11 protein-coding genes and 1 pseudogene are annotated in these 14,017 nt (G+C 73.6%); 8 read left to right on the forward strand and 4 right to left on the reverse strand.

Annotated features, from left to right (window positions below):
- Positions 1 to 8: 8 nt before the first annotated feature.
- Complete coding sequence (gene uvrB, locus ACN27B_RS00155) at positions 9 to 2,120, reverse strand: excinuclease ABC subunit UvrB (RefSeq protein ID WP_091573370.1); 2,112 nt, start codon at positions 2,118 to 2,120, stop codon at positions 9 to 11.
- Positions 2,121 to 2,670: 550 nt separating this feature from the next.
- Here uvrB and ACN27B_RS00160 point away from each other — a divergent pair.
- Positions 2,671 to 4,065, forward strand: coding sequence for a hypothetical protein (locus ACN27B_RS00160; protein WP_253866266.1), 1,395 nt, complete (start codon positions 2,671 to 2,673; stop codon positions 4,063 to 4,065).
- A gap of 24 nt (positions 4,066 to 4,089) precedes the next feature.
- Here ACN27B_RS00160 and coaE read toward each other — a convergent pair whose 3' ends face one another.
- Together coaE and rpsA are read right to left on the reverse strand one after the other, a co-directional pair.
- A complete protein-coding gene (gene coaE / locus ACN27B_RS00165; RefSeq protein WP_099164359.1) occupies positions 4,090 to 5,268 on the reverse strand; it encodes a dephospho-CoA kinase in 1,179 nt (392 codons plus the stop codon).
- Positions 5,269 to 5,457: 189 nt separating this feature from the next.
- Entirely contained in the window at positions 5,458 to 6,987 is a 1,530-nt protein-coding gene (gene rpsA, locus ACN27B_RS00170) for a 30S ribosomal protein S1 (RefSeq protein WP_091573367.1), read from the reverse strand.
- A gap of 320 nt (positions 6,988 to 7,307) precedes the next feature.
- Here rpsA and ACN27B_RS00175 point away from each other — a divergent pair, with 320 nt between their 5' ends.
- From ACN27B_RS00175 to ACN27B_RS00205, 7 genes and pseudogenes are all read left to right on the forward strand, one after another.
- A complete protein-coding gene (locus ACN27B_RS00175; RefSeq protein ID WP_099164358.1) occupies positions 7,308 to 8,111 on the forward strand; it encodes a class I SAM-dependent methyltransferase in 804 nt (267 codons plus the stop codon).
- A complete protein-coding gene (locus tag ACN27B_RS00180; RefSeq protein WP_422742928.1) occupies positions 8,042 to 8,536 on the forward strand; it encodes a Uma2 family endonuclease in 495 nt (164 codons plus the stop codon). Before ACN27B_RS00175 ends, ACN27B_RS00180 begins: the two co-directional genes overlap by 70 nt.
- Before the next feature lie 41 nt (positions 8,537 to 8,577).
- Complete coding sequence (locus ACN27B_RS00185; protein WP_099164357.1) at positions 8,578 to 8,796, forward strand: DUF2945 domain-containing protein; 219 nt, start codon at positions 8,578 to 8,580, stop codon at positions 8,794 to 8,796.
- A pseudogene (locus ACN27B_RS00190) lies at positions 8,783 to 9,127 on the forward strand (DUF3140 domain-containing protein); the annotation flags it as partial. The gene ACN27B_RS00185 and the pseudogene ACN27B_RS00190, both read left to right, overlap by 14 nt.
- A gap of 44 nt (positions 9,128 to 9,171) precedes the next feature.
- The gene (locus ACN27B_RS00195) at positions 9,172 to 10,038 is read left to right on the forward strand and encodes a CPBP family intramembrane glutamic endopeptidase (RefSeq protein ID WP_099164355.1); all 867 of its coding nucleotides are present in this window, start codon (positions 9,172 to 9,174) and stop codon (positions 10,036 to 10,038) included.
- Between the two features lie 40 nt (positions 10,039 to 10,078).
- A complete protein-coding gene (locus ACN27B_RS00200) occupies positions 10,079 to 10,828 on the forward strand; it encodes an SDR family NAD(P)-dependent oxidoreductase (RefSeq protein WP_099164354.1) in 750 nt (249 codons plus the stop codon).
- Positions 10,829 to 10,859: 31 nt separating this feature from the next.
- Positions 10,860 to 11,234 carry a MerR family transcriptional regulator gene (locus ACN27B_RS00205; protein WP_253866264.1) on the forward strand — a complete coding sequence of 125 codons (375 nt, stop codon included), beginning with the start codon at positions 10,860 to 10,862 and terminating at the stop codon, positions 11,232 to 11,234.
- A gap of 37 nt (positions 11,235 to 11,271) precedes the next feature.
- On the opposite strand, the gene polA is transcribed toward ACN27B_RS00205, so the two are convergent.
- Positions 11,272 to 13,971 carry a DNA polymerase I gene (polA, locus tag ACN27B_RS00210; RefSeq protein ID WP_099164352.1) on the reverse strand — a complete coding sequence of 900 codons (2,700 nt, stop codon included), beginning with the start codon at positions 13,969 to 13,971 and terminating at the stop codon, positions 11,272 to 11,274.
- Between the last annotated feature and the right edge of the window lie 46 nt (positions 13,972 to 14,017).

Raw genomic sequence — 14,017 nt, forward strand, 5'->3', positions numbered from 1 at the left:
CGTGCCGGTCACCGCACCCCGGCGGCGTCCATCCCGCGCAACTCCTTCTTGAGGTCGGAGACCTCGTCCCGGATCCGGGCGGCCAGCTCGAACTGCAGCTCCCGCGCGGCCGCGAGCATCTGGTCGTTGAGCTCCTGGATGAGGTTGGCCAGGTCGGCCCGGGCCATGCCCTCGCGCGACGGCGTCGCCGCACCGCCCCGACCCCCACGGCTGCGCGTCTCCTTCACCGGCGCCTTGCCCCGGGACAACTGCCGGGCGGCCCCGCCGACCGTGGCGTTCTCGGTGTCCTCCGCCTCGCGGTAGATGTCGTCGAGGATGTCGTGGATCTTCTTGCGCAGCGGCTCCGGGCTGATCCCGTGGGCCTCGTTGTGCGCGATCTGCTTGGCCCGGCGGCGGTTGGTCTCGTCGATCGCGTTCGCCATCGACGGGGTGATCTTGTCGGCGTACATGTGGACCTGGCCGGAGACGTTACGGGCCGCGCGGCCGATCGTCTGGATCAGCGACCGGCCGCTGCGCAGGAACCCCTCCTTGTCGGCGTCGAGGATCGCCACCAGGGAGACCTCGGGCAGGTCGAGGCCCTCCCGGAGCAGGTTGATGCCGACCAGCACGTCGTAGTCGCCCTTGCGCAGCTCGCGCAGCAGCTCGACCCGGCGCAGCGTGTCGACCTCGGAGTGCAGGTAACGCACCCGGATGCCGTTCTCCAGCAGGTAGTCGGAGAGATCCTCGGCCATCTTCTTGGTCAGCGTGGTGACCAGCACCCGCTCGTCGCGCTCGGTGCGCAGCTTGATCTCGTGCATGAGGTCGTCGATCTGCCCCTTGGTGGGCTTCACCACCACCTCGGGGTCGATCAGGCCGGTGGGCCGGATCACCTGCTCGACGAACTCGCCCTGGGCCTGCTCCAGCTCCCACGGGCCGGGGGTGGCGGAGAGGAAGACCGACTGGCCGACCCGCTCCAGGTATTCGTCGAACCGCAGCGGCCGGTTGTCGGCGGCGCTGGGCAGCCGGAAGCCGTGGTCGATCAGCATCCGCTTGCGGGAGGCGTCGCCCTCGTACATCCCGCCGATCTGCGGGATGGTCACGTGCGACTCGTCGACCACGGTGAGGAAGTCGTCGGGGAAGTAGTCGAGCAGGCAGTGCGGCGGGCTGCCGGGCAGCCGGCCGTCCATGTGCATCGAGTAGTTCTCGATGCCGGAGCAGAAGCCGACCTGGCGCATCATCTCGATGTCGTAGGTGGTGCGCATGCGCAGCCGCTGCGCCTCCAGCAGCTTGCCCTGGCGCTCCAGCTCGGCCAGCCGCTCGGCCAGCTCGGCCTCGATGTCGCGGATGGCCCGCTCCATCCGCTCCGGACCGGCGGCGTAGTGCGTCGCCGGGAAGATCACCAGGCTGTCCACCTCACGGACCACGTCACCGGTCAACGGGTTGAGGTAGTAGAGCTTCTCGATCTCGTCGCCGAACAGCTCGATCCGGACGGCCAGCTCCTCGTAGGCCGGGATGATCTCCAGCGTGTCGCCGCGGACCCGGAAGGTGCCGCGCTGGAAGGCCATGTCGTTGCGCGTGTACTGGATGTCGACCAGCCGCCGCAGCAGCTGGTCGCGGTCGAGCTCCTGGCCCACCTTGGCCCGCACCGCGCGGTCGAGGTATTCCTCCGGCGTGCCCAGGCCGTAGATCGCCGAGACGGTGGCGACGACGATGACGTCGCGCCGGGTGAGCAGCGACATGGTCGCCGAGTGCCGCAGCCGCTCGACCTCCTCGTTGATCGAGGAGTCCTTCTCGATGTAGGTGTCGGTCTGCGGGATGTAGGCCTCGGGCTGGTAGTAGTCGTAGTAGGAGACGAAGTATTCGACCGCGTTGTGCGGCAGCAGCTCGCCGAACTCCTTGGCGAGCTGGGCGGCGAGGGTCTTGTTCGGGGCGAGCACCAGGGTGGGCCGCTGCAGCCGCTCGACCAGCCACGCCGTGGTGGCGCTCTTGCCGGTGCCGGTCGCGCCGAGCAGCACCGTGTTGCGGTCGCCGCGGCGCACCCGACGCTCAAGGTCGTCGATGGCTGCCGGCTGGTCGCCGGCCGGCTGGAACTCGCTGACGACCTGGAAGCGGCCGTCGAGCCGGGGAATGTCGAGCGCCATGACACCAACCGTACGCCCGCGGTCCGACACTTCCCCCGACGACCACGGACCGTCCCTGATCGGCTTCGATATTCCCATTGTGTGGCTCATCTCACCGGTCTACCCTCGTACCGTAGGCCGCTCGCGGCGGCCGCCCGGGCCGGTGGCCGCCCCCTCCGGGGGCCCGGCCGCCCCCGGCGCCAGGGCCGCAGCACCCGGGACGACCGGCGTGCGCGCCCACGGTGGTCGCGCCGACGGCGCTGACCGGCCGCCGCGAGCGCCCCTGCTCGTCACCGAAACCCCACCGCCGCGTTCTCCACGTGTGGAGACCTCTCCCGAGCGCCGGCCGCGAGGCGATCACACCCCGGACACCGGCGCGCCCACCCCGGCCGCGGAACCGGGCCGGCCGCGCACCGAGAGAGTCCCCCACCGGCCCACCGCACGCGGCGGCGGCGACCAGGCCGTACCACGCGAGCCGGGCCGGGGGCACCGGCGCGGCCGGACCAACGCCCCGGCACGACCGGCCACGGTCGCCGGTCGCCGTCGGCGGACCGACGCCGGCACCGGCCGGTTGTTTGCCCGGTCCGCCGGCCCCGACGACGACCCGGAGACGGACGGCAGGGCCGACCCGCCCGATCCACCGGGCCGGCGGCGCGTCGCGTTGGCCGCGCTCGTGGCGGCCGCCGCGGCCTCCGCGGCCGTCCTCGTCGCCGGCCTGCCGGGCGGCTCGCCGGAGCCGGCCGACCGACCCGGGGCGGCCCGTGCGCTGAGCGCGGACGAGGCCGATCGGGTGGCCGCGCTACGGGTCGGCAACCTGCGGGACGTCCGCGCCGGCGTGCGGGTCGCCGTCGGCGCCGGCGGCGACCGCGTCGAACTGCTCGGCTGGGTCGACTGGGCCCGGCCGCTGGTCTACCTGGACGTCGGCGGGCCCGGCGCGGGCGCCGACCGCGGGCTGGCCCAGGCCACCGCGTCGACGCTGCTGGTCCGCCCCGACCCGAGCGCGCTGCCCACACCCGCGCGCCCGCCGCTGGTCCCGCCGGTCGACCGCTGGCGGCTCCGCGAGCCGCCCGCCGGGCGGGGCCTGGCGGCCGTACGCGACCTCCTGCTCTCACTCGGTGCGGACCGGGTCGACCCGGCCGGACCGAACGGTCGCTGGCTGCGCCGGGAGACCCTCGGGGGCGTGCCGGTGGACGTGGTCCAGGCCCCGCTGGCCGGCGGCGCCACGCCGTCGGGCGCCCCCGCGCCGACGCTCTGGATCGACCCGGACGCCCGCCTGCACCGGCTGACCGGCCGGCTGCCCGACGGCGCCCCCGTCACCGTCGACCTGGTTCGCGTCGACCGACCCACCCTGCGCCCGGTGGACGCGCTCGGCGGGCCCCCCGGGCAGCCCCGGGCGCTCACCGACGACGAGGCCGACCGGCTGGCCCGGCTGCCCGCCCGACTGCGTGCCGCCGGTGGCGCGGCGGTGACCGTGGCCGCCCCGCTCGGCCCGTCCGCCAACCTGGGCGGCGCCGGCACGCTGAGCTGGGCGGCGCCGTCGGCCTACCTGGCGGTGAGCGACGAGGACACCGGCCGCCGGTCGCTGCGGTGGATCCGGCCGGGGCGGGTGGCACAGACACCCGGGTCCCCCGACGGTCCGGGCACGCCACCGACGCCGGTGCCGACCGGGCTGCTCACGGCCACCGCCCGGCCGGCCGCCGACGACCTGGACCGGCTGGTCGACGCCACGCTGCGGGCCGCCACCCGCGCGCCCGCCGCGGCGGCGGTCCGGATCCGCGAGGACCGGCTGGCCGACCACGTGGTGGACGTCGTCGAGGTCCCGGGCGGCCGGCGCTGGTGGCTCGACCGGGGCGGGCTGCCGCGCCGGGTGGAGCTGCGTACCGGCCGGGGCGTCTGGGTCCGGCTCGACCTCACCCCCGGACGGAGACCGGGCGCCGGCCCGACGGCCGCGCCGTCCGCACGCTGACCGCCGGGCGGGACAGGCGCCGCCTCAGGGGCGCCAGCCGGTCTGCGCGGCCCACTCCTCGGCCCGCAGGTGCTCCTCGTCGAACCAGGGATCGCCGAGCGTGCCCTGCTCGGCGCCCGCCGGCGCGGTGGCCGCCAGATCCCGCTTGACCTGGAGGTAGTCGGCCCGCCGCCCGGGGTCGGCGCGAAGGTGGTCGCGCATCAGCAGCGCGTACCGCCAGCCGGCGGAGCCGGCCGCGCGCAGGTGCAGCAGCACCGGACGACCGGGGTCCGCGCTGCCGTGCAGCCGCTTCGCCCAGTGCACCCGGTCGGGCCGGCGCGGCGCGTCCCACCACTCCCCCGGCAGGCGGGGGAAACCGGCCTCGGCCAGCCGGTCGGCGAGCGGCCCGTCCGCCTCCTCCAGCGACGGCACCGTCAGCTGGATGTCGATGACGTCGGGCGCGGCCAGCCCGGGCACGGCGGTGGAGCCGACGTGGTCGACCCGGACGTCGCCGCCGACCGCGTGCCGGATCCGGGCGGCCAGCCGCGCGTACTGCTCGGGCCAGGTCGGGTCGGGCCCGGTCGGCGCCGGCGGACCGGGCCGCACCGCGTGCCGCGCCCGGAGGTTGCGCTCGTAGGGCAGCAGGCGCTCGTGCCAGAGGCGGTCCACCGCGTCGTGCAGCTCGGCCAGCGTGCCGTCATTGGTGAGCAGCGCGTCCGCCACCGCCCGCCGGCGGGCGTCGTCGGCCTGCGCGGCGATCCGCCGCTCGGCCTCGGCCGGGTCCATGCCCCGGTCGCGGGACAACCGCGCCAACCGGGTCGCCACCGCCGTCTGCACCACCAGCACCAGGTGGTACGTGGGCGCCAGCCCCACCTCCACCAGCAGGGGCACGTCGTTGACCACCACCGCGTCGGCGGGAGCGGCGGCGACCAGCTCGGCGGTCCGCGCCCGTACCCGGGGGTGGGTGATCGCCTCCAGCCTGCGGCGGGCCGCCTCGTCGCCGAAGACCACGGCGCCGAGGGCGGCCCGGTCCAGCGCCCCGTCGGCGTCCAGGACCCGGTCGGAGAAGGCGGCGACCACCTCGGCCAACCCCTCGGTGCCCGGGGCGACGACCTCGCGGGCGATCCGGTCCGCGTCGACGACCACCGCGCCGAGCGCGGCCAACCGGCGCGCCACCGCGCTCTTGCCGGATCCGATTCCGCCCGTCAACCCCACCCTCAGCACCCGGACAGTCAACCGGATGCCCGTCCGCGTGCCAACCGGACCCCGCCGGCGACGACCGGATCCGGTCGTCGCCGGAAACGGAGCGGACCCCGCCCCCGGCGCTCCGCTGGTGCGGAACGCGGGGACGGGGCCCGTTCGTCGGAGGCGACCTGCCGACCCGCCCGAGGGTGGACCGACGTCAGCGACCGGTCACTTGCCGCCGGCGAGCTTCTCCCGCAGCGCGGCGAGCGCCTCGTCGGTGGCCAGCGTGCCGGCCGGCTCCTCGGCCTGACGGCTCGGGGCCGAGGTCGAGGTGGTGGTGGCGCTGGTCGTGGCCGGAGCCGGGTTGGCGGCGGCCTCGGCGTCGGCGGCGCGGGAGGTCTGCACCTGCTTGGTGTGGGCCTCCCAGCGCTGACGCGCCTCGGCGTACTGCTGCTCCCAGGTCTCGCGCTGCTTGTCGTAACCCTCGAGCCACTCACCCGTCTCCGGGTCGAAGCCCTCGGGGTAGATGTAGTTGCCCTGGTCGTCGTAGGTCGCGGCCATGCCGTAGAGGGTCGGGTCGAAGTGCTCCTCGCCCTCGACGAAGCCCTCGTTGGCCTGCTTGAGCGACAGCGAGATCCGGCGGCGCTCCAGGTCGATGTCGATGACCTTGACCATGACCTCGGAGCCGACCTGCACGACCTGCTCGGGGATCTCCACGTGGCGCTCGGCCAGCTCGGAGATGTGGACCAGGCCCTCGATGCCGTCGTCCACCCGGACGAAGGCGCCGAACGGCACCAGCTTGGTGACCTTACCCGGCACGATCTGCTGGATCGCGTGGGTGCGGGCGAACTGACGCCACGGGTCCTCCTGGGTCGCCTTCAGCGACAGCGAGACCCGCTCGCGGTCCAGGTCGACGTCCAGGACCTCGACCTCGACCTCCTGGCCCACCTCGACGACCTCGGACGGGTGGTCGATGTGCTTCCAGGACAGCTCGGAGACGTGCACCAGGCCGTCCACGCCGCCCAGGTCGACGAACGCGCCGAAGTTGACGATCGAGGAGACGACGCCCTTGCGGACCTGCCCCTTCTGGAGCTTGTTGAGGAACTCGGTGCGCACCTCGGACTGCGTCTGCTCCAGCCAGGCCCGGCGGGACAGGACCACGTTGTTGCGGTTCTTGTCCAGCTCGATGATCTTGGCCTCGAGCTCGCGGCCGACGTACGGCTGCAGGTCACGCACCCGCCGCATCTCGACCAGCGACGCGGGCAGGAAGCCGCGCAGGCCGATGTCGAGGATGAGACCACCCTTGACGACCTCGATGACCGAGCCGCGGACGACGCCGTCCTCGTCCTTGATCTTCTCGATCGTGCCCCAGGCCCGCTCGTACTGCGCCCGCTTCTTGGAGAGGATCAGCCGACCCTCCTTGTCCTCCTTCTGGAGGACGAGGGCCTCGATGTGGTCACCGACCGAGACGACCTCGGCGGGGTCCACGTCGTGCTTGATCGACAGCTCCCGAGAGGGGATGACGCCCTCGGTCTTGTAGCCGATGTCGAGCAGGACCTCGTCCCGATCGACCTTGACGACGGTGCCTTCGACAATGTCGCCGTCGTTGAAGTACTTGATGGTCTCGTCGATCGCGGCGAGGAAAGCCTCCTCGGAACCGAGATCGTCGTGCGTGACCTTGTTGGCGCTCGAGGGGGCCTCGATGCTGCTCGTCATGTGGGCGGTTGCTCCGGTCGGATGGGTTGTCACAGCGGGCATGGGTGTCGCGGTGACTCTTCCGCGCCAGCGGATCCGTCGCGGGGCACACCGAACGATCGACGCGAGAAGATCATTAGTGGCTCCGGTGACCGCGCACCTGCTCCCTGCCGAGGCACACGATCCGCGAGCGCATCGTCTAGCCTACCCGCTGCATTACCACAGCGTGCAAGCCCTCCCGGGTCCGTGCGACCTCATCCGCTGCGAAAGCGGAGATTTCGCGCGGTAAGGTGCCACAGCTGTCTCGTCCGTCACATCTTCCCCACCCGCAACACGCCGACCCCGACCGGATCCGGCGCCCCGCTCGGCCCTAGCGTGGACGGGTGGACGACGACAGGGTGACCCGCCGGCGGGTCGACGCCGCCGAGATCCGCCGCGCCAACCGGGGCTGGTGGGACACCGACGCCGACGCCTACCAGGCCGAGCACGGCGCGTTCCTCGGCGAGACGGACTTCGTCTGGTGCCCGGAGGGGCTGCGCGAGGCCGACGCGCGGCTGCTCGGCGACGTCGCCGGCCGGCGGATCCTCGAACTCGGCGCCGGCGCGGCCGCCGCCGCCCGCTGGCTGGCCGCGCAGGGCGCCCGACCGGTCGCCCTGGACCTCTCCGCCGGCATGTTGCGGCACGCCGCCGAGGCCGCCGACCGGACCGGGGTACGCGTGCCGCTGGTGCAGGCCGACGCACTCGCGCTGCCGTTCGCCGACGCCGCCTTCGACACCGTCTGCACCGCGTTCGGGGCGATCCCGTTCGTGGACGACTCCGCCGCGGCGATGCGCGAGGTGGCCCGGGTGCTGCGCCCGGGCGGCCGGTGGGTCTTCTCGGTCACCCACCCGATGCGCTGGATCTTCCTCGACGACCCGGGCGAGGGCGGGCTGACCGCCGTGCACTCGTACTTCGACCGGTCCCCGTACGTCGAGCAGGACGAGCGCGGCCTGGCCACGTACGTGGAGCAGCACCGCACGCTCGGCGACCGGATCCGGGAGCTGGTCGGCGCCGGCTTCCGCCTGCTCGACCTGGTGGAACCGGAGTGGCCGGCCGGGCACGAGGGGATCTGGGGCCAGTGGAGCCCGCTGCGCGGCCGGCTCTTCCCCGGCACCGCGATCTTCGTCGCCGAGAAGCCGGCCACCTGACGCCTGGCGGACGCGGCCTCTGGCTGCGGTCGCACGCCCCGGTTCATCTGCGGGTTGCCCAGTCCGTCGGTGTCGGGCTCAGTTCGAACACCAGCCGGCAACCGGACGTGCTGCTGTGTGACGCCGGACTGGGCAGCGACCGGTCCCTGCTGCGAGCGGCGGACGTCGTCCTGGCCGTCGAGATCGTCTCCCCCGGCACCCGGCGGGTCGACCGGTTCGCCAAGCCGGGCGAGTACGCCGCCGCCGGCATCCCGTTCTACTGGCGGATCGAGCAGGATCCGATGCACCTCTACGCCTACCGCCTCGGTGACCGGATCGGCCCGGGCGGCGAGCGCCAGTACGAGCTGGTGACCGACGGCAGCGAGGTGATCGAGCTGACCGAGCCCTTCGCCATCAAGCTGCCGATCGCGGAGATCCGGCCCTGACCGTGCCGTTAGCCGCTGGTGCCGGCGGGTAACCGGCCGGCATGGCCGAGATGGAGTTCCGCGCCGGCGACCACGTCTCCTGGGCCAGCCACAGCGGCCGGGCGTACGGGGTCGTCAAGGAGAAGCTGACCGAGCGCACCCACGTCCGCGGGCACGCGGTGGACGCCTCGCCGGAGCAGCCGCAGTACCGGATCGTCAACGACGACTCGGGCCGCGACGTCGCCCACCGCCCGGAGGTGCTGCGCCATGAGTCGCGCTGAGGATCCGCAGCAGACCTACCGGGAGTTCACCGACGCGGTGAACATGAAGCCCGCCGAGCTGACCCGCTGGCTGGAGAGCGACGAGTCCAAGCACGTCGGCTGGCACAAGAAGGGCACCCAGGGCGGCGAATCCGTCGGGCACGACTCCGGCCGCAGGATCGTCGACCTGCTGCGCCGCAAGCGCGCCGACCTGACCGCGGCCGACTACAAGCACATGCGCAAGGTGATCGGGTACGTCCACCGGCACCTCGCCCAGCGGCCCTCCGGCGACGTCCGGGACACCCGCTGGCGCTGGTCGCTGATGAACTGGGGGCACGACCCGCTCAAGGGCTGAGCCCGCCTGGTCGCTCGCGGCGTGTTGGTACCGTGCCGGCGATGACGACAGGCACCTCGATCGACGGCCGTCATCCCCGTGCCGGACGGGCGGTCCTCGTGGCGGGCCTCGGGCTGGTCGCCGTCGCGGCGCTCGTGCTGGTGGCGACCGGCAACACCGGCGTCAGGTACAGCGCCGACCACGACGGCACCGTGCCGATGTGGAACCGGTGGATACCGGCGCTGGTCGGCATCGCCCTGATCCGGCTGATCCCGCCCGCCGCCGACCCGCGATGGCCGGACCCGGTCGCGCCGTACCGCGAGGCGGTGCCGCTGCTGCTGGCCGGCGTCGCGTTCGCCGCCGTCATGCCGCTGCTGGGCGGCGAGCCCGCGTACTCCGTGCTGAAGCTCGCGCTGCTGCTCGGCGTACCGGTCGGGGTGTTCCTGGCCGCGCGCCGGCGGCCGCCGCGGTGGCGGCCCGGGCCGGCCCCGGCGGACGCCGCCCACCGGTGGGGTCCGGCGCTGCCGGTGGCGGTGTGGCTGGTGCTCAGCTACGCGACGCCGCTGGCCGTGCCGGCCAGTGAATGGGGGCGCACCGTCACCGTGGTCGAGCTGGTCGTCGTGCTGCTGGTGGGCTTCGCGGTGAACGCGGTGCTGGAGGAGGTGTTCTACCGGCGGTGGCTGCAGACCCGGTGGGAGTCGCTGCTGGGCCGCTGGCCGGCGATCGTGCTCGCGTCGCTGGTCTGGGCCGCGTGGCACGTGGCCATCCAGGGCAGCGGCCGCCCCGGCGTCGACCTGGCATCGGTGATCGTGAACCAGGGCGTGATGGGGCTGTTCCTCGGCTACCTGTGGTCCCGGTACCGCCGGATGTGGCCGCTTCTCGTGGTGCACGGCGCGGTCAACGCGATGCCCGCGCTGCTCGGCCTCTGACTTGACCCTGCCGCAGGCGGCAGGGTCGGACGATGCCGGCATGGAACGCCGCACGCCACGCGTCGCCGTGGTCACCGGTGCGGGCACCGGCATCGGCCGGGCCACCGCACACGCCTTCGCCACGTCCGGGTACGCCGTCGTCGCCGTCGGCCGGCGCGCCGCGCCGCTGTCGGAGACCGCCGCCGGCCGGCCGGCTGTCACACCGCTGGCCGCCGACGTCACCGCGCCCGACGGGCCCGGCCGGATCGTCGGCGCCGCGCTCGACCGGTACGGCCGACTGGACGTCCTGGTCAACAACGCGGGCGTGGCCGGCGGCGGGCCGCTGGCGGAACTGGACGAGGACGCCGCCCGGCGGCAACTGGAGACGAACCTCCTCGCGCCCATTCGGCTGGCGCACGCCGCCGTCGAGGCGCTCGCCGCGACACGCGGCGTGCTGGTCAACGTCACCACGTCCGTCGGCCTGCGCGCCTGGCCGGGCAGTTCGGTGTACGCGGCCGGCAAGGCCGCGCTGGACTCGCTGACCCGCAGCTGGGCGGTGGAACTCGCGCCGCGCGGCGTCCGGGTGGTGGCCGTGGCGCCCGGCGCGATCGACACCCCGATCGGGGTGCACAGTGGCCTGTCCCCCGAGCGGCGCGCGGCGGTGCGGGACTGGCAACTCGCCCACACACCGGCGGGCCGGATCGGCCGCCCGGAGGACGTAGCCTGGGCGATCCGGCGGCTGTGCGAGCCGGAGGCCGACTTCGTCACCGGCGTGGTGCTGCCGGTGGACGGGGGCGCGGTGGTCGCGTGAGAGGACGGTGGCGGCGGTGCGGATCGGCGCGGTGGCGAAAGCGACGGGCTGCACGCCGCGTGCCCTGCGGCACTACGAGGAACACGGGCTCATCGCCTCGGTCCGGGCGGCGAACGGCTACCGCGAGTACGACGAAGCGGTGGTCACCCGGGTCCGCAACATCCGTCACCTGCTCGACGCCGGGCTGACGCTGGACGACGTGCGGGTCTTCCTGCCCTGCCTGGACGGGGACCTGGCCTCCGCGCCGTCGTCTCCGGCCGGACTGCGGGTCGGGCGGCAGCGCCTGGCCGTACTGGACGCCCGGATCGCCGCCCAGGTGGCTGTCCGCGACCGCCTGGCCGCCGCCCTTCAAGCCGCCGCGCCCACACCCCAGCCTCTGCTTCCGTCTCCACCGCACGTGCCGTGATCAAGGGGTGGGTGTCCGGATCGCACGGGCGGTGGGGTCAGTGGTCGGCGCTGTTCCAGTCGCGGCCGTCGCCGACCGACACCTCCATCGGGACCGAGAGCGGGTGTGCCTGGCCCATCTCCCGGCGCACCAGCACCTCCAGCGCCTCGCGCTCCCCCGGTGCGACCTCGAAGACCAACTCGTCGTGCACCTGCAACAGCATCCGGGACCGCAGCCCGGCCTCGCGCAGCGCGGCGTCGACACGCAGCATGGCGACCTTGATGATGTCGGCGGCCGAGCCCTGGATCGGGGCGTTGAGCGCCATCCGCTCGGCCATCTCCCGGCGCTGCCGGTTGTCGCTGACCAGGTCGGGCAGGTAGCGGCGGCGACCCAGGATGGTGGAGGTGTAGCCGTCCTGCCGGGCCCGGGCCACCACCTCCTGGAGGTAGTCGCGGACCCCGCCGAACCCGGCGAAGTAGTTCTCCATCAGCCCGCGCGCCTCCTCGGCGGTGATGCCGAGCTGCTGGGAGAGGCCGAACGCGCTCAGCCCGTATGCCAGGCCGTAGTTCATCGCCTTGATCTTGCGCCGCTGGTCGGCGGTGACCTGGTCGACCTCGACGGTGAAGACCGACGATGCGGTCGCCGCGTGGAAGTCGTGCCCGGAGTTGAACGCCTCGATCAGCGCGTCGTCCGAGGACAGGTGCGCCATGATCCGCATCTCGATCTGGCTGTAGTCGGCGGTCAGCAGGGACTCGTAGCCCTCGCCGACCACGAAGGCCCGGCGGATCCGCCGGCCCTCCTCGGTGCGGATGGGGATGTTCTGCAGGTTCGGCTCGGTCGAGGAGAGCCGCCCGGTCGCCGCCACGGTCTGGTTGAACGTGGTGTGGATCCGGCCGTCGTCGGAGACCGACTTGAGCAGCCCGTCGACCGTCGACTTGAGCTTGGCGACGTCGCGGTGCCGCAGCAGGTGGTGCAGCAGCGGGTGCTCGGTCTGCGCGTAGAGCCACTGCAACGCGTCGGCGTCGGTGGTGTAGCCGGTCTTGATCCGCTTGGTCTTGGGCAGGCCCAGCTCGGTGAAGAGGATCTCCTGCAGCTGCTTCGGCGAGCCGAGGTTGAACTCCCGGCCGACCACCTCGTAGGCGGCCTGGGCGGCGGCCTTCACCTCGGCGGCGAAGTGCGCCTCCAGCTCGGAGAGATAGTCGGTGTCGGCGGCGATGCCGGTGCGCTCCATGGTGGCGAGGACCCGCATCAGCGGCAGCTCCACGCCGGCCATCAGCCGGGCGGACTGCTCGCCGTCGCGGGACAGCTCGGCGTCGATCGCGTCGGCCAGGTCGAGGGTGGCCCGGGCCTGGAGCATCAGGTTCTGCTCGGCCGCGCCGTCGTCGCCGAACCCGTCGAGCGTGAGCTGGCCGGTCTCCGGGGCGTCGACGCGCAGCTCGCGGTGCAGGTAGCGCAGCGCCAGGTCGGTGAGGTCGTAGGACCGCTGGTCGGGGCGGGCCAGGTAGGCCGCGATCTGCGTGTCGCGGGCGATGCCCTGCAGGTCCCAGCCGTGCGCGGCGAACGCCAGCACCGCCGGCTTGCTGTCGTGCAGCACCTTCGGGCGCGTCGCGTCGGCGAGCCAGCCGGCCAGGGCGCTCTCGTCGTCGGCGCCCAGGCCGCTCGGGTCGAACCAGGCCGCGGCGCCACCGGCGGTGGCCAGCGCCATCCCGGTCACGGTGGCGGTGTGCCGACGGTTGGGACCGGTGTCGAGGGTGACCGCCAGACCGACGGGCGCGCCCGCGCCGGCGTGCGAGTCCAGCCAGCCCGCGACCGCGCCCGGCTCGGTGAGCACCTCACCGGCCAGCTCGAAGCCGGCCTCCGCCTCCGGCTCGACCGCCTCCAGGTACTGGTAGAGCCGGTCGCGCAGGATGCGGAACTGGAGCGTGTCGAAGACCTGGTGCACGGCCTCCCGGTCCCAGCCCTGCCAGCGGGCGTCCTCCGGGCGCACCGGCAGCTCCAGGTCGGAGACCAGGCAGTTGATCTCGTAGTTGCGGATCACGTCGGCCAGGCGCTCGCGCAGGCTGTCGCCGGCCTTGCCCTTGATCTCGTCGGCCCGGGCCACCACGCCCTCGACGCCGCCGTAGAGATTGATCCACTTGGCCGCGGTCTTCGGCCCGACGCCGGGCACGCCGGGCAGGTTGTCACTGGTCTCGCCGACCAGCGCGGCCAGGTCGCGGTAGCGGTCCGGCGTGACGCCGTACTTCGCCTCGACCGCGGCCGGGTCCATCCGGGCCAGGTCGGAGACGCCCTTGCGCGGGTAGAGCACGGTGACCCGGTCGCCGACGAGCTGGAACGCGTCCCGGTCGCCGGTGGTGATCAGCACGTCCATGCCCTGGTCGCGGGCCTGGCAGGCGAGCGTGGCGATCACGTCGTCGGCCTCGAAGCCCTCCTTCTCGACCACCGGCACGCGCAGCGCGGCGAGCACCTCCTTGACCAGGCTGACCTGGCCCTTGAAGTCGGTCGGGGTCTCACTGCGGCCGGCCTTGTACTCCGCGTAGCGGTCGGTGCGGAAGGATCGGCGGGAGACGTCGAAGGCGACCACGATGTGCGTCGGCTGCTCGTCGCGGAGCACGTTGATCAGCATGGAGGTGAAGCCGTAGACGGCGTTGGTCGGCTGCCCCGTCGTGGTGGAGAAGTTTTCCACCGGCAGGGCGAAGAAGGCCCGGTATGCCAGGGAGTGTCCGTCGACGAGGAGCAGGCGCGGCGTCGTAGCTGTCACGGCAGCGACTCTAGTCCGTGGCCCCGACAACCCGTGGCCGGCGGCA

The sequence above is a fragment of the Micromonospora sp. WMMD754 genome (assembly GCF_049315235.1).
Taxonomy (GTDB): Bacteria; Actinomycetota; Actinomycetes; order Mycobacteriales; family Micromonosporaceae; genus Micromonospora; species Micromonospora sediminicola.

Bases quoted from the DNA above. Each gene is read 5' to 3' on its own strand.
- ACN27B_RS00200 (WP_099164354.1), top strand. From the start codon at position 10,079: ATGGAACGCCGCACGCCACGCGTCGCCGTGGTCACCGGTGCGGGCACC.
- ACN27B_RS00185 (WP_099164357.1), top strand. From the start codon at position 8,578: ATGGCCGAGATGGAGTTCCGCGCCGGCGACCACGTCTCCTGGGCCAGC.
- uvrB (WP_091573370.1), bottom strand. From the start codon at position 2,120: ATGGCGCTCGACATTCCCCGGCTCGACGGCCGCTTCCAGGTCGTCAGC.
- ACN27B_RS00195 (WP_099164355.1), top strand. From the start codon at position 9,172: ATGACGACAGGCACCTCGATCGACGGCCGTCATCCCCGTGCCGGACGG.
- rpsA (WP_091573367.1), bottom strand. From the start codon at position 6,987: ATGCCCGCTGTGACAACCCATCCGACCGGAGCAACCGCCCACATGACG.